This window comes from Bacillus sp. FJAT-27251 (assembly GCF_001273925.1).
Classification (GTDB): domain Bacteria; phylum Bacillota; class Bacilli; order Bacillales; family Cytobacillaceae; genus Mesobacillus_B.
Window position 1 is genome coordinate 3,422,327 of sequence record NZ_LIGG01000001.1, and the last position, 18,805, is coordinate 3,441,131.

Sequence of the window (18,805 nt, forward strand, 5' to 3'; positions counted from 1 at the left end):
TTCCGATGGGGTAGAGGCGCAGTGTTTAATAGTAGGCTTATGTGAGGATGACAACGTTGACCAACAGCTGAAAGGAAATACTGCCGAAGCAATTAGGATTAGTCAAAATCCGGGTTGCTGGGGTTACTTTGAATAAGAGTAACACTGTCATTATGAGGGAAATCTTCATAGTGAGGAGCTACAGATCGTGATGGAGAAACCTAGTTGCTTATCCGGAGCAGCGATAGATTTTTCTCTATCGCTGCTCTTTTATGTTTCAGGCTTTAATCGAGCGCTATAGATGTATCTGGTTTTTCTCTTTTCATGGCAAGTTCCCCCCTTCAAAACTTAGGAGGAGGACATAGGAATGGAAAATACGTTTTATTCTGTGCTGCCGCCGCTTCTGGCGATTTTGATGGTTATTCTGACTCGGCGGGTACTGCTGTCACTCGGTGTCGGAATTATCGCTGCAGCTTTATTTCTGGCCAGTTTCAGCATTGGTGAAACGGCCTCAATCATCTGGGATGCGGTAAGCGGGATTATCGTTTCAGATGGTGTCTTGAACACTTCAAGTGTTTATATTATCTTATTCCTGCTTTTGTTGGGAATCATCACTGCCTTTATTTCTATCTCAGGAGGAAGCCGCGCTTTCGGCGAATGGGCAATGAAAAGGGTGAAAACCCCAGTGGGTGCACAGCTTGTTGGTGCATTCCTCGGCATTGTCATTTTTATCGATGATTATTTCAACGCACTTGCAGTTGGCCAGGTAACACGCCCAATTACAGACAGACAGAAGGTATCGAGAGCTAAGCTTGCCTATATCATTGACTCGACGTCTGCACCGATTTGTGTAGTTTCCCCGATTTCAAGCTGGGGAGCGTACATCATTGTGGTAATCGGCGGGATACTTGCTTCCCATGGGGKGACGGATATCGGGGCTTTCTCGGCTTTTATGCAAATGGTGCCGATGAACTTCTACGTTTGGGCTTCCATCAGTATGGTGTTCATTGTGGCAATTAAAAACTTTGAAATAGGTCCAATGAAGAAACATGAATTACGGGCAGTGCAGGAGGGGCATGTATTTGATCCCGCGAAGCCAGTTCCCGGTGAATTGAAGGACGACCTTCCTGTCAGCTCAACGGGCAAAATTGGGGATCTTGTGTGGCCGATCCTTGCCCTGTTTGCAGGTACTATTGGCGCAATGATTTGGACAGGCTATCAGGCAATCGAGGGCCAAGCAACGATTTTAGCTGTCTTCGAAAACACGGATGTCACAAAATCACTGATTCTGGGAGGACTTTTTGGGCTGGTCGTTACTCTGATTATGTTCTTCCGGCAAGCCTTTGTTTTACGCGGAGTGAGAGCGAATGTGTTCGGCAAGGGACTATTGGCCGGAATGAAGTCGATGCTTCCTGCCATCTACATCCTTGTATTTGCCTGGACAATCGGGGACCTGATCGGAAGGCTTGAGACTGGAACGTACTTGGCGGGAGTAGTGGAAAACTCTAATATCAATACTTCTTTTCTGCCAGTTATCTTGTTTGTAATAGCCGGGGTCATGGCATTTTCAACAGGAACTTCCTGGGGATCATTTGGCATCCTGCTTCCGATTGCGGGTGAAATGGCGGCTGCCTCTGATATTAGCCTGATTCTTCCGGCAATGGCGGCTGTCCTGGCTGGAGCCGTTTTCGGGGACCATTGTTCGCCGATTTCCGATACAACGATTCTATCTTCCACTGGAGCTGGTTCTAATCACATGGACCATGTAATGACCCAGCTCCCATATGCACTAATTAGTGCAGGGATTGCAATTGTCGGGTACCTGGTTGTCGGGTTTACTGGCAGCACAGCAGCCGCTCTTGGCGCTGTTATCATCCTGCTTGCCGCAGTTGCCCTCTTTTCCCGCAGGAATCCTCGTGGTTCGGAAACATTAAATGGAAATATTGTACGCTAAAGCTTAAGAACAACCAGGCTCTATAATTCGAGCCTGGTTGTTCTTTTTTAATTATCAGTATTCTCGCTTGCCGGGGTTTCGAGCGGGAGCCTCGTGCTCGCACTTGGTACGTGACGAGGTTCGACATTAACTGATTCCGAGGAGAATATGGTGACGCCCATGACGCCTCCATGAACTTTAGCGCGTATCAGAACCGGCTGGTTGTACGAGTTTTTAAAGGTAAAATCAGGGCCGTACCAGCTGACTGTCGCATCCCGGCCGGGGGGAACATATTGAACCCGCTTACTGTGTGAGTATCTTTCCATTATCTTTAATCCTGATCGGTCTACCGCATTGAAAAGGGTGGAGGACACCTGGCAAATGCCTCCGCCAATTCCTTCGGATAACTCTCCCCTGACAATGATTGGTGCGGGCAGATAGCCTTTTTTCTTTGTTCGATTGCCTACAGTCCGATTGAAAGAAAAGGTTTCTCCAGGAAAGACAACGTGATTGTCGATTGCCTCAGCAGCCAATCTGATATTCTGGGTCCTTTCCTTATTTTGGCTGTTAAAGTAGGTAGTATAGTGGCCAATCATTTTCCCCCGGATATTTGCCAGCAGCTCGCTGTCAACCCTAGGATAAATTTTCCTTAATGGAACATCGATCACTCCAGGACCGGAATCGTAAAAAACCCGCTCGAAATTTCCCTTGAATTTTTCCTTGTGTAATTCTAGGCCTGCCTTTTCAGKAATGATGGATCCATTGTTATTGATCTTGGCATCCTGTGGAGGAGTTAGTACCTGTGGTTGCAGCTGCCTGGCTAGTTCCTCCACTTTTTCCTGATTGACCAGAGGGAGCCCTGGGAAGGGATGTACGAATTCCGAGCGGTTAACTGTAATCAAGGACTCCTCATTAAGCCGGATGGTAAGATGCTCCTGAGCATTGACATGCTGTACCAATAAAATCAGTCCAAAAACCCATGTTATCTTCAAAAAATTCACCTCTAGCTTAGTATGGATAAGGTGAATTTTTTCATGTGGAAAAATGGTTAAAGAAGAAGCTTTAATTCACCATTTAAAAGACCGCAAAGCTAAAGTTGGAAAAAAATAAAAAAAACCTTTTATTTTGGAAAAAGATAACATATAATCTAACTGTACTAAGAGTAATAATACAGATGGTACAGTGAAAGCACTTAGTACAGACAGGGGGTCTGTAAGTTGTATGTTTGAGCTTGACACAAGAAGCCGTAAACCAATTTATGAACAGCTTGTTGAGAAACTGAAGGAACTTATAATAAATGAAGTGCTAAAACCAGATGAGCAGCTGCCGTCGGTTCGAACACTCGCACAGGAGCTCACCATTAATCCAAATACAATCCAAAAAGCATACAGGGAGCTGGAATCACAAGGATTTATCTACTCTCAAAAGGGGAAGGGCAGCTTTGTGAACACCAGCAATTCATCGAGGGATGGCGAAAAAATAAGAGAGGTCAAATCAGAGCTGGAACGCTTGATTCTTGAAGCTCTGTACCTCGGTATATCTGCAGGGGAATTGATCAGGCTAGTTGAAAATCTTGACGCTTCAAAAGGGGGAGGCGACAGCAATGATTGAGATGTTGAATGTCAGCAAAGGGTTTGAGCAGTTTAACGCGGTCGAAAATGTCAATCTCTCGATCCACAAGGGGTCGATTTACGGTCTCATAGGTTCAAACGGGGCAGGTAAAACCACGGTAATTAAGCTTTTGGCAGGAATATATCTGCAAGACAAAGGCAGTGTAGTGATCGACAGCGAACCAGTGTATGAAAACAATGCTATCAAGGAGAAGGTTTTTTATATTCCGGACCAGCCTTATTTTCTGTCCCAGTACACAACAAGGCAAATGGCCACCTTTTACAGGGCCATCTACCCTTGCTGGAATGAGGAACGTTTCCTTTGTCTTGCCCGATGGTTCAAACTTGATATGAAGAAAAAAATCCACACTTTCTCTAAAGGGTGGCAGAGGCAAGCCGCGTTCATACTGGCATTGTCAGCACAACCGGATATTTTGATCCTCGATGAGCCGATGGATGGCCTTGATCCCGTTGCAAGAAAAAAGGTGAAGAACCTTCTGATTCAGGACGTGGCGGAAAGGGGAATGACCATTTTGATTTCCTCGCATAATCTGCGTGAAATTGAGGACATATGTGACACAATAGGAATCCTGCATCAGGGTAAGCTGATTATGCAAAAGGACCTTGATGAGATGAAATCTGATATTCATAAAATACAGGTGGCATATAAAGGAGAAGTGCCTCTGCAATTGGATAAACAGTTGGAGGTGCTGTACAGAGAGAAAAGAGGAAGCGTCTTGTTATACATTGTCAGGGGAGAGGAAGAAGAAATCAAGGATAAAATCCGTAAGACGAAACCAGTTTTGTTCGATTTGCTGCCGCTAACCCTGGAGGAAATTTTTATTTACGAAATGGGGGATATCGGCTATGCAATCAAAAACCTGGTGGTTGAATAAGGAAATTTTTCTGCAAATCCTGAGGAATGTCGGCTGGATTTCAATCGTGTACTTTGCGGGACTGTTTTTGGCCCTGCCGCTAAGGATGCTTATGATGTACACCGACAAAAGATTTGCTGAAAGAGAACCCTTTCCGAAAGTTGAAAGCCTGTTCCAGTATGATTTTGAAATCCAGATAGGCCTGCTCCTTGCTATTCCTGTTTTATTGTCTGTCTTTTTATTCCGGTTCCTGCAAGTAAGGCAGGCAGTCGACTTGATGCATAGCCTTCCGCTGAAAAGGGAGAAAATTTACCATACATATGCCCTAAGCGGAGCAGTATTGCTCGCCCTGCCGGTTGCGGCAATGTCCCTGATTCTTTTGGGAGTATATGCTGTACTGGACCTGCCCCCTTATTTCCAGCCAGAACAAATCCTTTATTGGGCAGGCACAACTATTCTATTGAATTTGTTAATCTTTACCGCTGGAGTCTTTGTCGGTATGATGACAGGGATTTCTGCTGTCCAGGGCGTATTGACTTATATCTTTTTGCTTTTCCCCGCAGGAATTACAGTCCTCGGGCTGTATAATCTTAAACAATGGCTTTACGGGTTTCCGGTCGACTTTTATCTAGGCAGGAATTTTGAGAAATTGTCGCCGCTTACGTATGCAAGCATTCTTGATGGGAAGCCACTCCAGTATAGGGAATTCATTATCTTTATTATTCTGACTATCATTCTCTACCTTGTTTCGCTGTTTTTTTATAAAAAACGTAAAAGTGAAAGTGCCTCCCAAGCAATCGCTTTCTCCAGGCTGAGTGCTATTTTTAAGTACGGTGTAACCTTTTGCATGATGTTGTTTGGCGGAATGTACTTTAATGAGGTCCAGGCAAACAGCCTGGTCTGGATGCTTTTCGGGTATGCGATGGGAGCCATAATAGGCTATTTTATTGCGGAAATGGTGCTGAAGAAATCTTGGCGGGTATTCGGCAGCCTAAAGGGAATTGGAATATACGCAGGGGTGATTGCTGTTCTCCTTGCTACGATCCAGCTATTTGAAGGTTATGAGAATAAAGTTCCGGATCCTGGCCAGATAAAAAACGTTCTGTTGACAGATACACCGCATGTGTATCCACAGCAGGACACCTTTGATTATGTTTTTTCTCCAGAACCTATGGCGCAGGTGGAAAATATTGAAGCCGTGACCAGGCTCCACGAGCAGATCGTCTCTGACAGGAAAAGAAACGAGGCCGATAACAGCGGAATGTATGATACGGCTTTCTTCCTTTATGAACTGAAAAACGGAAATAAGCTTGTTCGCCAATATAGAGTAAATAAAAGGCTTTATGAGGATTTCTACAGACCTATCCATGAATCAGAAGAATACAAAAAAGCATCAAACGAAATCTTCAGCATTGAGCCGGAACAGATGAAGCACATTACGATTTCGGCCAATGGCCCGGTTCACAAGTCGATTTCATTTTCCAATAGGGAAGAGCTGAAAGACCTGCTTCAAGCTATCCAGGAAGATGTACTCACAGAGTCCTATACAGACAGCCGTTATTTCCAAGGCGGTGGATCGCATATTGAAATAATGCTGAACAAAGACCATTATGTTGTATTGGAGTTTAAGCCAACCTATAAAAAATTGGGCAGTTGGCTTGAAGAACGTAATCTTCTCGAACGTGCAAAAGTCACTCCAGAGGATCTTGGGCAAGTTCTTGTAGCCCTGTGGGACGGCGGTTCGCATGTGGATCCAACGGATGCAGCACAACGGCTGAAAAACACCGCCAAGGTACTTGAAGTAAGGGAACCTGAGCAAATCCGCGATTTACTGGAAACAGCAAGCTATGGTCCTGACCGCAAGTATATTGTGTTAATAAAGTATAAAGGGTATGACTATTATGATGCGCTATTCCTGGATGAAGAGCATGCACCAGGATTTATACGATCGGATTTCAAATAGCAGTCTTAAAAAAGCAAACTGGCAGCCCGCAATAATACTGAGGCTGCCGGACAGCGAAAAGGGGGATGGAGACGTGGAGGATATTGAATTTGAAGTGCTGTACACCATGTACTCCCGTAAGATGAATTATATTGCCTATAGCATAATAAAAGATCGGTATATCGCCGAGGATATTGTCCAGGAAGCTTTTATCAAGGCATTTAAAAAGTCAGGAAGCATTGAGGATCCGGGTAAGATGGGGGCATGGCTTTCAGCGGTGACGGCAAGAACAGCAATTGATTTTCTTCGCAGCGAAAAGCGGCGAGCCTGGGTATCTGCCGATTTGGCATTTTTGGACCAAATGCAAATGTACAGCCCCTCCCATCTGACTATCGAGGATGAAGTCGAACTCATGTTGTTTAAGGAAGAACTGAATAGCTCGGTTTCACACCTGTCGAATGAGTACAGGGAAGTCCTTGTATTGAGGCTGCAATATGGGTTAAAGGAGAATGAAATTGCAAGTGTGCTAAAGCTCAAATCAGCAACAGTCAAAACAAGGCTTCATAGGGCCAGAAACAAATTAAGACAAAGCTTCTATGGAAAAAATACGGCTTAAGTGAACATTTCTGCCAATTTATAAAACCAGCTCATATGGCAATCAGAGCTGGTTTTTTTTAATCTTTTTTGGTGATATGCAATCCCATTTGATCCAGTGCGTATGTAACTCCCTGCTGAAGCTGTGAAAAGCACGGAATGCCGCTCAAATTATATCCATTTTCTGTGATCTGCATGCTTAGTTTGGACGAAATGCCGACAAACAGGCAGGCAGTCCCCAGCAATCTTGCTGCCAGGACAAATTTCTTGAGGAATTCCAGGGTGTACCCGTCAACGTTCTTTATACCAGTTAAATCAAGAATTAAGAAGTCCGCTTTGTATTTTGGCAAATTGATTAAGGTTCTATTTATCAGTTCCTCTGCTCTTGTTTCGTCATATGTGCCTACTAGGGGGATAACCAGGATGGAATCAATAACCGGTATGATGGGTGAGGATATTTCTTTAATAAGGTCAGAAAGCACCTTTGTTCGCTTTGCAATATTTACTTCCAATTCCCGCTGTGCTTCTTCAGCCTGTTCCTTGATCATTGCCTTCACATTCAAGGTTGGGGTTATGTCGGAAGGATAAAATTCGTATTCTGTATAATCGTCTCCAAGGGCTTGGCTTTTCTTCAGCCTGTACCAGATATTTGCGCCAAATAGTCCGCTGAAGACCCCCGCAAAATGCCCTGGAATAAAAGTTCCATCTTCCTTTTTCTTTTGCGACAGCTTGACCTTGTATTCCCAGGTATTCCTGAATCGTGCTACAGCTGTACGCCTTTCATATGAAAATGAAACAACGTCAACAATTCCCCAGCCGGCGGTTAAATATATGTTTGGCAATTCTTCAAGAATTCTATCCACTTTACCGATTTTTTCAAGATTATAACTGCTGACAATCCTTCCGGTCCGGTAGCCTGCAATCTCCATTACCAGCTTTGCCGCTTTTTCTCCGGAAATTTCATCGATTGCATCCAAAAATGTTTTAAACGTGGTGTTTAGCCAGAGCATGAGAACTTCATCGTTTTCAAAATGAACGGATCCTTGCTCCAAATCCCATTCAAACAGTGAACCGTTGACATCTATTTCGTATCTAGTCATATCCGATTCCATGCCGCTCCCTTCAGGTCATCTAAATAGCCCTGCAATAATTCTATTTTTTTACTTTTTTACTAATACTCTACAATTTATTAATATCATAGTTAATCCAAGTTGTAAAATTAAAACCAAGTCAGACCAGTAGAATTCTAGGTAATTCATAAACAGAATATAAAAAGGGGAAAATAATGAGAAATATGGTTTGTAAAGGGGAGAGTTATTTGCCGAAAGTACTGCTGCTTCTTTTTCTGACTGTTTGCTTTCAGAATCGTGCCTTTGCTGAGGCTCATATTGATACCTACCATGATATTGTAAGGGAATTCATTCCCATGGAAGCTGACTTGATAAAGCCAAATCAGCCTGCAGGCGCCCACTCTATCCAGGTATATGACTTTGACCATGATGGCCACATGGAGATAGTAGCAACCTATAGGTTAAAAGAGCACGTGAAAAAACTGCATATGGCTGTCTTGAAAAGTGAAAACAGCCAATGGAAGAAGGTGTTTGAAAAGACAGAGGATGGCTTGGATATCGAATTTTCCGGGATGGCTGACCTTACAGGCGACGGCCTGCCGGAATACATCATCGGATGGGGGCAAGGCGCATCTGCAGGCAGCAAGATAGAAGTATTCAAGTGGAACAACAATACACTGGACGGTATAATGGAACCTCGTTATTTTCATAAGCTGGAGTTGGTGCAAACAGACAACAGCACCAGTCTGGCACTATGGGAACGGTATTGCTGCGATGCCTTTCTCGTTGAGGTGCTGGCCTGGGATGGCCGTCAGATGAATTTCAATGAAGAGCAGTACAAGAAATACTACCCAAAGGTGGAAAAATATCATATTGATAAGATTAAGTACATGGATGCCTGGTTCTATTGGTACACCCTTGCCGATGCCCAACTGAAAGCAAATTATCTGGATGATGCCAAAGAATCGATACAGCGCGGTTTGTCGTATACTCATGGCAGGGAGGAATTCAATTCGCTTAGAAAAAGGCTCGAGGAGAAACTTTTATCCACTCAGCACTAGATGATAAATAGGACATTAGCCGGTATTAAAAAAATGGAACCTTTTCGGATTTTAGGCGTAATTATTTGAGAGATTTAAACGCAAGGATTAAAATAATGGAGCAAACATTAACGAATCCGGAAAGGTAATCAACTATGTCAATACTGGCGATACTGGGAATTATATTCTTTATTCTGCTATATTGCGCTATCTGCATTTATATCGGATACAATTTTTGGGTCTGGCTAAAGCTGACGCCATGGCGCCTCAACAAGTGGTTTTATATTGGGATAATGACGTTCCTGTCATCCTCCATATTCCTTGGGCAATTTATCAGCTTTCAGCCGCTAAAATGGGTTGGGGGCTTTTGGATGGCCATCCTGGGATATAGCCTGCTGCTGCTGCCGGTGGCAAACCTTGTTATTTATTTTATAAAAAAAAGAGCGGCCGTTTATTGGGTTGGCCTAGGCTTGTTTGCCTTTTTTTTGTTCGTCCTGGCCTACGGCTCGTTTAATGCCTGGAGCCCTATTGTGCGTGAAGTCGATATAAAGATAGACAAAGCATCAGATTTGGACAATCTAAAAGTCCTTATGGCTTCGGATATTCATTTAGGGGAGATTGTTGGAGTTAAGCACCTGCAGCGCCTTGTTGATATTGTAGAAAAAGAGCAGCCGGATGTCGTCCTCTTGCCTGGTGATATTATTGATGATCATATCGAACCGTTCATGGAGCAAGGTATGGGCGAAATCATGGCAAAAATAAAAGCGCCTCTTGGTGTTTATGTTATTCCGGGAAACCATGACTATTACGGCAATGACTTGGAGATAATGGCCGAAGAAATGGAAGAGGCGGGTGCCGTTGTTTTGATGGACCAGAGTGTGCTTGTTGATGACCAGTTTTATGTGGTGGGAAGGAAAGACAAAACAGACGGCCAAAGGGCAGCTGTGGATCGCCTGGTTCAGGATCTGGATCACACAAAGCCTATTCTGATGATGGATCATCAACCTTATGATTTTGACATTGCTGCAGCAAATGGGATTGACCTTTTACTTGCAGGTCACACCCACCGTGGCCAGCTTGCACCTGCCCATTTAATAACAGGGAAGATTTATGAAAACGATTGGGGCTACCTTCAAAAAGGGGACCTTCACACCCTTGTTTCCTCAGGGTTTGGAACTTGGGGCCCGCCATTAAGGCTCGGCAGCAGGTCAGAGGTATTCATTATTAATCTGGAATTTGCCCAACAAGAATGAAGGAAACTGTTCCGCTGTGTATTCAGCGGGACTTTTTTTGCATAATTTTACCTGGGTAAATCATGGCATTGGCAAGCTTATATAGTTGGAAAGTGGGAATTAGAACTTAGAGGCCTAAAATTAGCGTGGCTAATGAAAATTAGGATTACATTCGAAGTGGACGGAACTACACTTTGTAACAGTGCAACTTTTGAAAGTGAGGTTATCAAATGGAAAAGGACATGTCATACGGAAGTGACTATAAATTCATTCCTGCAACTTCAGAAAACAGCGGGACAGGGGTAGAGGTCCTTCCTGATCTATACAGCCATACGATACAGATTGTAAATCTCTTCCTGGTCGGCAAGCCCGGCACTAAAGATTTCGTTCTCGTTGATGCCGGTATGCCTGGAAGCTTTGAGGATATTGTGGCTTTGGCAGAGGAACGGTTTGGCTCTGACGCGGTGCCAAAAGCAATCATTTTAACCCACGGCCACTTTGATCATGTGGGCGCACTAGTTGAATTGCTCAACCATTGGAACGTCCCCGTGTATGCTCATGAACTTGAGATTCCTTTTTTAACCGGACAAATGAATTATCCGGATCCGGACCCTACCGTAGAGGGCGGGATGGTGGCAAAAATGTCGCCGTTGTTTCCGAATGAGGCCATTGATATCGGCAACCATGTACAGAAGCTGCCAGATGACCGCACTGTGCCAGGGATGCCGGGCTTCCGCTGGGTTCACACTCCAGGTCATACGCCAGGACATGTGTCATTTTTCAGGGAGGAAGATCGCGCATTAATTGCGGGAGATGCATTTGTTACAGTAAAGCAGGAATCCCTCTACAAGGTTATAACCCAGGAACAGGAAATCAGTGGTCCTCCAAGGTATTTGACACATGATTGGCCGGCAGCTTGGGAGTCTGTTAAAAAACTGGAAGCATTGAATCCTGCAGTAGCAGTGACGGGACATGGCCTGCCAATGTCGGGGCAAAAGCTTGCTGTGAACCTCCAAAAACTTTCGCATGAATTCGACAGGGTTGCCATACCTAAGTATGGGAAATATGTTAAGAAAGATAGTCAATGATCAAGGGCATCAGCCTGGCTGATGCTTTTTGATTATGAAAAGCCCAACCATCCAATTGGAAAAACCATAGGGAAAAATGAGGAAATTTGAAAAAGAGACAGGGTTTTGCGGCTCCTCTGTTGAATAAGTTTGTAGATAATACAGATAAAGGACCGCCAGGAAGAAGGGGTAGGAATATGAGTAAAAGCTTTTTTGCTGACTACAAAAAATATATTGTCATCCCTGAAGAAGAAAACAAGGTTGGTAAAAAAGCCTTTGATCCAAGGGAATTTGCCGGGCACTATATCCTTACACTTACAATTTATCAACCGGTGATTAAGACTTGGGCACAAGCAGAAAAATTCAACATTGATCCTCTGAAAAGCATCGAGAAGATTCTTGAGGATTTTAACCAAAAGCATCATGATCTATACCATTTGGAACTGCTAGAGCTGGAAGATCAACAGCTGTATTTTGTGCTTGCTTTCTCCTGCAGGGAAAATATTGAGAAGGACAAGACGGAAAGCCTGATGTCCTATATTGTGGAAAGGCTCTTGACGAATCCGTTTTACATCGCGCAGTCCTGGTACAATTTAACCAGTGAAAGAGGGCGTGTGGAGCGTAAGTTATTCTGCTATTCTTACAGGGAATATACATATGACGAGGAAATGAAAGATTGATAGGCTGTTCATGACGAACAGCTTTTTTCTTTTGATGAATAATAACGGACCATGCACATATTTTATCAAAAAAGGAGGGAAATCGAATGGAATTGGAGAGACAGAAAACAATAATGATTGCCAGTCATATGAAAGAATTTGCTCAGTTTGTTCATTATAGCTACACAGCAAAACCGCATCTTATGCCAAACCGGGATAAGCATTTCAGACTCAAGATGCTAATGGAAGAATTCAACTTTATAGGTGTGGCCAATGAACTGCTGCGGCTAAACCAGTATGTATGCGAGCAGCGCGAAACCAAAATGCTGCTGGACCGTTTTAATTATGCACTCAGACATATAGCGGAGTATATCAGCCAAAACCAAGAGGATTTGTTTCTATTTAGCGGGCGAATTTATACATTGGAGCATGATATCGAATTGTTCGCGAGTTTATCTGGAATAGAGGCTCAATAGACAGGTCTGGCAAGGATTCTTGTTCATTTAAACTTTCTCCATTATTTTGTACGTTCTCCAGCACTTTTCCTCCCCGACGTTTCGGTTCTCCCCTTGAATACAATCCAAATCAAAAGGCTGAAGACAATGACCAATCCTTCAAGGGATAATATATACCATGGGTAAGGTCCCAGAAAATCAAGGAGGCTGGCTGTTTCTGGTTTGTGGCTTAGGAACATGTAATTACCGTCCACCAATTTGTTAATGAGCATGACGAAAGGAAGCAGGATGTTCAGGAAAATAACCACTCTATAAACAGACCAAATGGTCGGCCTAAAGCCTTTCACCCAGGTAAAATATAAAACTGCCCAAATCATCATCATATGGGTATAGAAGAAATGAAAAAAACGGAAATGTGGAAAATCGAAATATAATAATGGCGTCAACAGAGCCTGGGATGCTCCGAGCAGCGCTGTGAATAAGAGCAGTTCATAAACCAGCCTGTTTTTGGTGATCAGCAGGATTATGGTGAGGATAAGGCTGATGCTGCATAGTTCAAGAGGAAATGAATCGCTGGCATTCCAGTTTCCTGTTGCGGCCAGCCACAAATGAAATCCAAGTTCAAATAGAAACAATGTGCCTGCTGCCAGCAATTCCAGGATTCGCAGCTGGCGTTTTCTCAGCTTTGCATGTGAAAAGTAAAGGAGAGCTGAAATCAAAAGAAATAGGGCGAGGACGGCCAGATGGCTGGCGGAGTACATTTCGAATATATATTTTTCATTGCTGCCGCTAAACCAGTTCACCTCTGTTCCTCCATTTCACTGCAGAATTTTTTATCATGAGTCCCTTCAACCATTATACCTTTATTATAGAACATATTAACAACGAGCAGGCGGGACTCTGCTCGTTGTTTGTCTAATAATGAAGGAGAGAAATATTTACTAAATTTGTAATTAATGGGGCAAAGTATGGTTAAACCTGTATGAGCTACTTAAACAGGTTCCCGGTTGCCCGGGAAGTACCAAACAAATGGGGCCATGATTAACATGAAGCTTAACAAACGGAAATCAGCAAAAAAAGCAGGACTTCATACTGATAATACGGAACGTCCAATTTCGGCGGAACTGGATGCCAATACCGACATTTTAAAAGAGTTGTTCAAGGATTGCACCGACATCGTCTTCCGTATGTTCAAGGCAGGCTCCCAGCGTGCCTATATGGTGTTTGTGGATGGTTTAGTAGACTCAAATACTCTTCAGTTCCATGTGCTGGAACAGCTGGAAGAAGCAGAGGGAGAGCATTTTACCGTCGACCGGGTTAAAGACAGGCTCATTTCGGCAGGTACGGTCAATGATACAGAAAAGCTTGATGAACTGGTCAAACAAATCCTGGGCGGTAATACAGGGGTACTGATTGATGGCCTGGATGCAGCCTTTATTGTTGACGCTAAAGGAGGGGCACGCAGAAGTGTGTCCGAACCAGAGACAGAGACAGCCATCCGCGGCCCGCGTGAAGGTTTCACTGAAAGCTTAAGAGTCAATACTTCGCTTCTCCGCCATAAAATCAGATCGAACCGGTTAAAGGTTCTTTCAAAGACAGTGGGAGAGGAAACACAGACAGGCATCGCGATTGTATATATTGAGGGACTGGCCCGGCCGGAGCTCCTGGAAGAAGTTGAGAAGCGAATCGACGAAATTAAAATTGACGGCATCCTTGAGAGCGGTTATGTCGAAGAACTGATTGAAGATGATACGTGGAGCATTTTTCCGCAAATACAGAACACCGAACGGCCGGACACACTTGCAGGAAACCTGCTGGAGGGGCGGGTCGGCATTATTGTGGATGGAACACCTTTCGCCTTGATTCTACCAGCGACATTCTGGCAATTTATGCAGGCGAGCGAGGATTATTACCATCGGTTTCATATCTCGGTTTTTCTTCGAATATTGCGGATGACCTTTATTTTTGTTGCCCTGCTGCTTCCGGCCATTTATGTGGCTGTCACCACCTACCACCAGGAGATGATTCCTACCAATCTGCTATTCAGCGTAGCAGCCAGCAGGGAAGCCATTCCATTTCCTGCATTTGTGGAAGCGCTTATAATGGAAGTTTCCTTTGAGGCTTTGCGCGAGGCCGGCATCAGGCTTCCAAAACTTGTCGGCCAGGCAGTCAGCATCCTTGGGGCCCTGGTAATCGGCCAGGCGGCGGTTGAAGCGGGGATTGTATCGGCGCCCATGGTTATTATTGTATCGATGACGGGGATTGCATCCTTTACGATTCCACGTTTCAATATGGCGATTTCCATTCGCTTGCTCCGGTTTCCCCTGATGATCCTTGCTGGTATGTTTGGGCTGTACGGAATTGTACTGGGAACTACTTTTTTACTTACACATCTTGTAAAGCTTCGGTCGTTTGGCGTCCCTTATTTTGCCCCGCTGGCACCAATCAATCTTCGGGAACTCAAGGATGTCTTTATCCGTGCTCCCTGGTGGGAGATGGACAAACGTCCATCCCAAATGGTTGACGGGGATGTGAGGAGGCAAAAAAAGCATGCTAAACCATCCAAACCCGACGCGAAAAACAGAGGGGTTGAGGGAGGCAGTACATGAAAAGGCGGACATTTATTCTGATTCTGCTCACAGCATTAACATTCTTGTTAACTTCCTGCTGGGACCGCAGGGAAATCAATGATATGGCGTTCGTCATTGCCACTGGATTTGATAAGGGAAGTGAACCGGGAACCATTGTGTCTTCTGTACAGGTTCCTTTGATCAGCGCGATGGGGGGAGCCGGCTCAAGCGGAGGCGGAGGCGGAACTTCCGGTGCAAGCCCTTATTTTGTCGATGGGGCGGAAGGAAGAAATGTTCGCGAGAGCAACATGAACCTTCAGCAGAGGATGTCCCGCAACCTTTACTTCGCACACCGGAGGGTGGTTGTTATCGGTGAGGATTTGGCCAAGGCAGGAATGAAAGAGATCTTGAACCTGATCCTGATTGAGCCCCAATCCAGGCTTTCCACCTTCCTGTTGATGTCAAAGGGAAAAGCGAGTGAAATGCTAAACACTCCGTCACAGTTTGAAAAGCTCCCGGGCGAAGCGATAAGGGAAATGGCAAAAAACAGCATCGGGGTCAACGCTAATGATGTCCTTCAGGAAATGCAAAGTCCAGGGCTCGAACCAATCATCCCTGTCGTCGAAAAAGGAAGCACACATATTAAAACCGAGACTTCGTCAAAAATGCTGATGAACCGTTTTGCTGTTTTAAAGGATGATAAGGTCAGGTTCACAACCAATGAAGAAGAATCAGGGGGAGTGTTGTGGATCAGGAACAAGATGCGGGATAAAAGTATTACATTTCCATACAAAAATGAAGGGGAAATCAGTTTGAAAATTATCCAGGGGAATATGAGGAAAAAAATGAAGATGGTAAGAGGCAGGCCTTCATTTACAATAACGGTAAATACTACGGGCATCTTAATGGAAAATGAGCCATATGTGAACCTTGAGCATGCAGAATCCTATCAAAAAATGATCCAGGAATTTGAGAAAGCGGTAAAAAAACAGATTACAGCCCTCCTGAAGCATGCCCATGCGGAAGGAAGCGATGTTGTGGGCTTTGGTTATTATCTGTACAGGAACCATAACAGATCCTGGGAGAAGGAGTGGCAGAAAGACTGGCGTGAGAGGCTGAAGGATTTGGAAGTAACAGTGAATGTGGAGGGTGACATTCAGCGGATGACCAATATAGGACTTAAGAGTAAGGAGTGATAGGGTGGGTACCGGGACTGTTTTCGTTGCTGTAATACTGGCTATCTATGTGCGCAGCATTATGAAAAGGAAACCCTTTAGCCAGCGGAAAAGGCTATTTCTCTACATGTTTGTCCTGTTCACTGTAGCATTAACCATCATGGTTACAGTCCAAGCAGATTTGGGCTTTATTGTTCATGCTATGAACCAGACGATTGGTGCAACGGTAAAGAGGGCACTGAGTTGATGCCTGTAAAGATTGCACCCTACCAATTGTCGTTTCTCGTAGCCAATTTTATTTTTACAGGAACCCTTATCAGTCTGCCACAGTCACTGGCAGAACTGGCGAACCAAAACTCCTGGATGGCTCCATTGCCGGGTTTTATTTTTATGGCTGTTTTTATATCACTGATTATCGGGGGGACCGAGCAACTGGCAAAATTCTCAAAGAAGTTTCTTGCGGGAAAGCGAAGCATCATCGAAAAGGCATTTTTGATTGCATTTGGGGTTTTATTCGCTTTCACGTTTATTAGGGATGTCAGGGGATTGGTGGATTTTGTGGCCACTGTTCTGCTTCCGACCACCCCTATTGATGTGCTGTCAATCCTGGCAACTTTAATAATTATTTATGTTGCAGGTTCGGGGCTGGAAGTGATTACGAGGGTCACGGCGATCCACTTTACACTTTTGGCAGCAATTGTCATTTTCCTTCCCTTCATGCTGCTTAATGAAATCAACCTTGCCAATTTCCAGCCGGTTTTCACATCAACCTTCATGATGGGCCTTTCCAAGTCGTCGTTTGTTCTGTTCTCCTGGATTGGGGAAGGTGTTTTTATCCTTCTTTTGCTGGGCAATGTGAATAATGTGAAAAAAGCTAGAAGGGCCGCTCTGAAAGGTTTCGCAGTTGGAATGGGTCTGCTGTCAATTTTACTGGCACTCATGATCTCCGTGCTTGGTGTGGACATTGTCGCCGCTTCTACCTATCCAGCACATCAAATGGTGCAGCAGATCAACCTCACCGATTTCCTGGATAGATTGGATCTAATTATTGTGACTGTTTGGATTCCAACTTTTATGAGCAAGATTGCCCTTGACCTGTATATGGTAAATCGCTGCTTAACAGGTGGAAGGGATCAGGATATAAATGTCATCATCATTCCGCTGGGGCTCACCCTCGGACTTTTATCGATATTAATGTTCCACAACAATATGGAACATTTTCATTTTTCGTTTTATACCTGGGCTGGGTTGGGGCTGGGGATACAGTTATTAATAGGATTCCTATTTTTGTTGCGAAGGAAATTTTCATAGGCGGACAGCACTGGCTGTCCGCCTATTTTATCTGTATTAAGACGTTATCCCTTAGAATAGGTTAAGCTTTCCAATTCTTTGGACCGCTTCCGTGAGCCGCTCTTCATCCACAAGCAAACCAACCCGTACATAACCTTCGCCATATTCGCCAAAACCGTTTCCGGCCGCAACTGCTACATCCGCTTTTTCAAGCAGATAATCGGCAAATTGTTCGCTTGTAAATCCGTCAGGAACCGGAAGCCAGGCAAAGAAAGACCCGTCCGGGGCCTCAACGTTCCAGCCAATGCTTTGGCAGGCTTTCACCAGGGTATCCCGGCGCCCCTGATAGCGGGCAACGAGTTCGTCAACACAAGCTTGGTCACCGGTGAGCGCTGCTGCCGCCGCTCTTTGGACGGCGGGGAACAGGCTGCAGTACAAATGGTCCTGGAGGAGGTTAAGAGCTTCAATGATGACAGGATTTCCGACGGCAAAGCCCACTCGCCAGCCAGCCATATTATAGGTCTTGGATAAGGTGTACATCTCTACCCCTACATCCATGGCGCCCTCAGCCTCAAGGAAAGAAACGGGCTTTTTGCCTCCAAAGCCAATGGCACCGTATGCAAAATCATGAAGAATCACGAAGTCATGCTGCTTGGCCAGTGCGACTGCTTCTTCAAACAACGCAAGGTCTGCGGTCGCTCCTGTTGGATTATTGGGGTAATTCAAATATAGCATTTTGGCCTGCTCAAGCTGGGCTGCTGGAATGGCATTGAAATCCGGCAGGAATTTATTTTCCGCTTTTAACGGGAATGTTGCGTATTCAACATTGGCCAATACTGTTCCGGATAAATAATCGGGATACCCCGGGTCAGGAAGCAGCATTAATTCACCATCGTTCATGAGACACATCGGCAGTTCGACCAAGCCGGCCTTGGTGCCAAATAGAATGGCAACTTTCTTGTCGGGGTCCACTTCGACACCGTATTGTTTTTCATAAAACTCCGCTGCTGCTTCTTTCAGTTCCCCTATCCCGCGGAAAGGGGAATATTTGTGAGTCTGAGGGTCTTCTGCAGCTGTCTGCAGGGCTTTTACGATATGGGGAGGGGTCGGCTGATCGGGATTTCCCTGTCCGAGATTGATAACATCCCGCCCCTCACTTAAGGCTTTGCTCACTTTATTTACCAGGCTGGCAAAGAATTGAACTGGCAGTTTTTTTAATCGTTCTGAGTGCTCCATGTCATCCACCTTTATGAAAAGTATTGCGATAATAGTACAAATTCTATAATCTTTAAGTAGAAATGTCTAGAGGTGGCG

Annotated in this window: 18 protein-coding genes and 1 riboswitch; of the genes, 14 read left to right on the forward strand and 4 right to left on the reverse strand. The window is 44.7% G+C overall.

Annotation, left to right across the window (positions count from 1 at the left end; translation table 11 throughout):
* The first annotated feature begins 3 nt into the window (after positions 1-3).
* Positions 4-189: riboswitch (Lysine riboswitch) on the forward strand.
* Between the two features lie 157 nt (positions 190-346).
* Entirely contained in the window at positions 347-1,933 is a 1,587-nt protein-coding gene (locus ADU22_RS15950; protein ID WP_053363037.1) for a Na+/H+ antiporter NhaC family protein, read from the forward strand.
* A gap of 47 nt (positions 1,934-1,980) precedes the next feature.
* On the opposite strand, the gene ADU22_RS15955 is transcribed toward ADU22_RS15950, so the two are convergent.
* On the reverse strand, positions 1,981-2,904 hold the full coding sequence (locus ADU22_RS15955) for a VanW family protein (RefSeq protein ID WP_053363038.1): 924 nt from the start codon (positions 2,902-2,904) through the stop codon (positions 1,981-1,983).
* A 229-nt stretch (positions 2,905-3,133) separates the two neighbouring features.
* On the opposite strand from ADU22_RS15955, the gene ADU22_RS15960 reads away from it, so the two are divergent.
* From ADU22_RS15960 to ADU22_RS15975, 4 genes are all read left to right on the forward strand, one after another.
* Complete coding sequence (locus tag ADU22_RS15960; RefSeq protein WP_053363039.1) at positions 3,134-3,523, forward strand: GntR family transcriptional regulator; 390 nt, start codon at positions 3,134-3,136, stop codon at positions 3,521-3,523.
* Entirely contained in the window at positions 3,516-4,418 is a 903-nt protein-coding gene (locus ADU22_RS15965) for an ABC transporter ATP-binding protein (protein WP_053363040.1), read from the forward strand. Before ADU22_RS15960 ends, ADU22_RS15965 begins: the two co-directional genes overlap by 8 nt.
* Positions 4,390-6,360 (forward strand): DUF6449 domain-containing protein, encoded by a 1,971-nt coding sequence (locus ADU22_RS15970; RefSeq protein WP_053363041.1) that lies wholly within the window; start codon positions 4,390-4,392, stop codon positions 6,358-6,360. Before ADU22_RS15965 ends, ADU22_RS15970 begins: the two co-directional genes overlap by 29 nt.
* A gap of 73 nt (positions 6,361-6,433) precedes the next feature.
* Positions 6,434-6,955: an RNA polymerase sigma factor gene (locus ADU22_RS15975; protein ID WP_197280072.1), complete on the forward strand. Its 522-nt coding sequence runs from the start codon at positions 6,434-6,436 to the stop codon at positions 6,953-6,955.
* A 58-nt stretch (positions 6,956-7,013) separates the two neighbouring features.
* Here ADU22_RS15975 and ADU22_RS15980 read toward each other — a convergent pair whose 3' ends face one another.
* The gene (locus tag ADU22_RS15980; RefSeq protein WP_053363043.1) at positions 7,014-8,045 is read right to left on the reverse strand and encodes an STAS domain-containing protein; all 1,032 of its coding nucleotides are present in this window, start codon (positions 8,043-8,045) and stop codon (positions 7,014-7,016) included.
* A 206-nt stretch (positions 8,046-8,251) separates the two neighbouring features.
* On the opposite strand from ADU22_RS15980, the gene ADU22_RS15985 reads away from it, so the two are divergent.
* The 5 genes from ADU22_RS15985 to ADU22_RS16005 all read left to right on the forward strand — a co-directional run bounded on the left by ADU22_RS15985 (position 8,252) and on the right by ADU22_RS16005 (position 12,477).
* Positions 8,252-9,064, forward strand: a complete 813-nt coding sequence (locus ADU22_RS15985; protein WP_053363044.1) for a hypothetical protein — start codon at positions 8,252-8,254, stop codon at positions 9,062-9,064.
* 350 nt (positions 9,065-9,414) lie between these two features.
* Positions 9,415-10,296: a metallophosphoesterase gene (locus tag ADU22_RS15990; RefSeq protein WP_053363045.1), complete on the forward strand. Its 882-nt coding sequence runs from the start codon at positions 9,415-9,417 to the stop codon at positions 10,294-10,296.
* A gap of 209 nt (positions 10,297-10,505) precedes the next feature.
* Positions 10,506-11,363: an MBL fold metallo-hydrolase gene (locus tag ADU22_RS15995; protein ID WP_053363046.1), complete on the forward strand. Its 858-nt coding sequence runs from the start codon at positions 10,506-10,508 to the stop codon at positions 11,361-11,363.
* A gap of 176 nt (positions 11,364-11,539) precedes the next feature.
* Entirely contained in the window at positions 11,540-12,022 is a 483-nt protein-coding gene (locus ADU22_RS16000) for a hypothetical protein (protein WP_053363047.1), read from the forward strand.
* A gap of 86 nt (positions 12,023-12,108) precedes the next feature.
* Positions 12,109-12,477: a hypothetical protein gene (locus ADU22_RS16005; RefSeq protein WP_053363048.1), complete on the forward strand. Its 369-nt coding sequence runs from the start codon at positions 12,109-12,111 to the stop codon at positions 12,475-12,477.
* Between the two features lie 41 nt (positions 12,478-12,518).
* Here the strand turns inward: ADU22_RS16005 and ADU22_RS16010 are convergent, their stop codons facing one another.
* Positions 12,519-13,259: a YwaF family protein gene (locus tag ADU22_RS16010; RefSeq protein ID WP_053363049.1), complete on the reverse strand. Its 741-nt coding sequence runs from the start codon at positions 13,257-13,259 to the stop codon at positions 12,519-12,521.
* A gap of 234 nt (positions 13,260-13,493) precedes the next feature.
* On the opposite strand from ADU22_RS16010, the gene ADU22_RS16015 reads away from it, so the two are divergent.
* From ADU22_RS16015 to ADU22_RS16030, 4 genes are read left to right on the forward strand one after another with little or no spacing between them, the layout of a single operon-like run.
* Positions 13,494-15,065, forward strand: a complete 1,572-nt coding sequence (locus tag ADU22_RS16015; RefSeq protein WP_082253019.1) for a spore germination protein — start codon at positions 13,494-13,496, stop codon at positions 15,063-15,065.
* Positions 15,062-16,222 (forward strand): Ger(x)C family spore germination protein, encoded by a 1,161-nt coding sequence (locus tag ADU22_RS16020; protein ID WP_053363051.1) that lies wholly within the window; start codon positions 15,062-15,064, stop codon positions 16,220-16,222. Before ADU22_RS16015 ends, ADU22_RS16020 begins: the two co-directional genes overlap by 4 nt.
* 4 nt (positions 16,223-16,226) lie before the next feature.
* The gene (locus ADU22_RS16025; protein ID WP_053363052.1) at positions 16,227-16,448 is read left to right on the forward strand and encodes a hypothetical protein; all 222 of its coding nucleotides are present in this window, start codon (positions 16,227-16,229) and stop codon (positions 16,446-16,448) included.
* A complete protein-coding gene (locus ADU22_RS16030; protein ID WP_231687967.1) occupies positions 16,448-17,512 on the forward strand; it encodes a GerAB/ArcD/ProY family transporter in 1,065 nt (354 codons plus the stop codon). The genes ADU22_RS16025 and ADU22_RS16030 overlap by 1 nt, the downstream gene beginning before the upstream one ends.
* Positions 17,513-17,563: 51 nt before the next feature.
* On the opposite strand, the gene ADU22_RS16035 is transcribed toward ADU22_RS16030, so the two are convergent.
* On the reverse strand, positions 17,564-18,727 hold the full coding sequence (locus tag ADU22_RS16035; protein ID WP_053363054.1) for a pyridoxal phosphate-dependent aminotransferase: 1,164 nt from the start codon (positions 18,725-18,727) through the stop codon (positions 17,564-17,566).
* Positions 18,728-18,805: the final 78 nt, after the last annotated feature.

Excerpts from the sequence above, each read along its gene's own strand:
- ADU22_RS16005 (WP_053363048.1), top strand. The coding sequence starts at position 12,109 with ATGGAATTGGAGAGACAGAAAACAATAATGATTGCCAGTCATATGAAA.
- ADU22_RS16000 (WP_053363047.1), top strand. The coding sequence starts at position 11,540 with ATGAGTAAAAGCTTTTTTGCTGACTACAAAAAATATATTGTCATCCCT.
- ADU22_RS16030 (WP_231687967.1), top strand. The coding sequence starts at position 16,448 with ATGCCTGTAAAGATTGCACCCTACCAATTGTCGTTTCTCGTAGCCAAT.
- ADU22_RS15995 (WP_053363046.1), top strand. The coding sequence starts at position 10,506 with ATGGAAAAGGACATGTCATACGGAAGTGACTATAAATTCATTCCTGCA.
- ADU22_RS16020 (WP_053363051.1), top strand. The coding sequence starts at position 15,062 with ATGAAAAGGCGGACATTTATTCTGATTCTGCTCACAGCATTAACATTC.
- ADU22_RS15965 (WP_053363040.1), top strand. The coding sequence starts at position 3,516 with ATGATTGAGATGTTGAATGTCAGCAAAGGGTTTGAGCAGTTTAACGCG.
- ADU22_RS15970 (WP_053363041.1), top strand. The coding sequence starts at position 4,390 with ATGCAATCAAAAACCTGGTGGTTGAATAAGGAAATTTTTCTGCAAATC.
- ADU22_RS15980 (WP_053363043.1), bottom strand. The coding sequence starts at position 8,045 with ATGGAATCGGATATGACTAGATACGAAATAGATGTCAACGGTTCACTG.
- ADU22_RS15960 (WP_053363039.1), top strand. The coding sequence starts at position 3,134 with ATGTTTGAGCTTGACACAAGAAGCCGTAAACCAATTTATGAACAGCTT.
- ADU22_RS16035 (WP_053363054.1), bottom strand. The coding sequence starts at position 18,727 with ATGGAGCACTCAGAACGATTAAAAAAACTGCCAGTTCAATTCTTTGCC.
- ADU22_RS15990 (WP_053363045.1), top strand. The coding sequence starts at position 9,415 with ATGGCCATCCTGGGATATAGCCTGCTGCTGCTGCCGGTGGCAAACCTT.
- ADU22_RS16015 (WP_082253019.1), top strand. The coding sequence starts at position 13,494 with ATGATTAACATGAAGCTTAACAAACGGAAATCAGCAAAAAAAGCAGGA.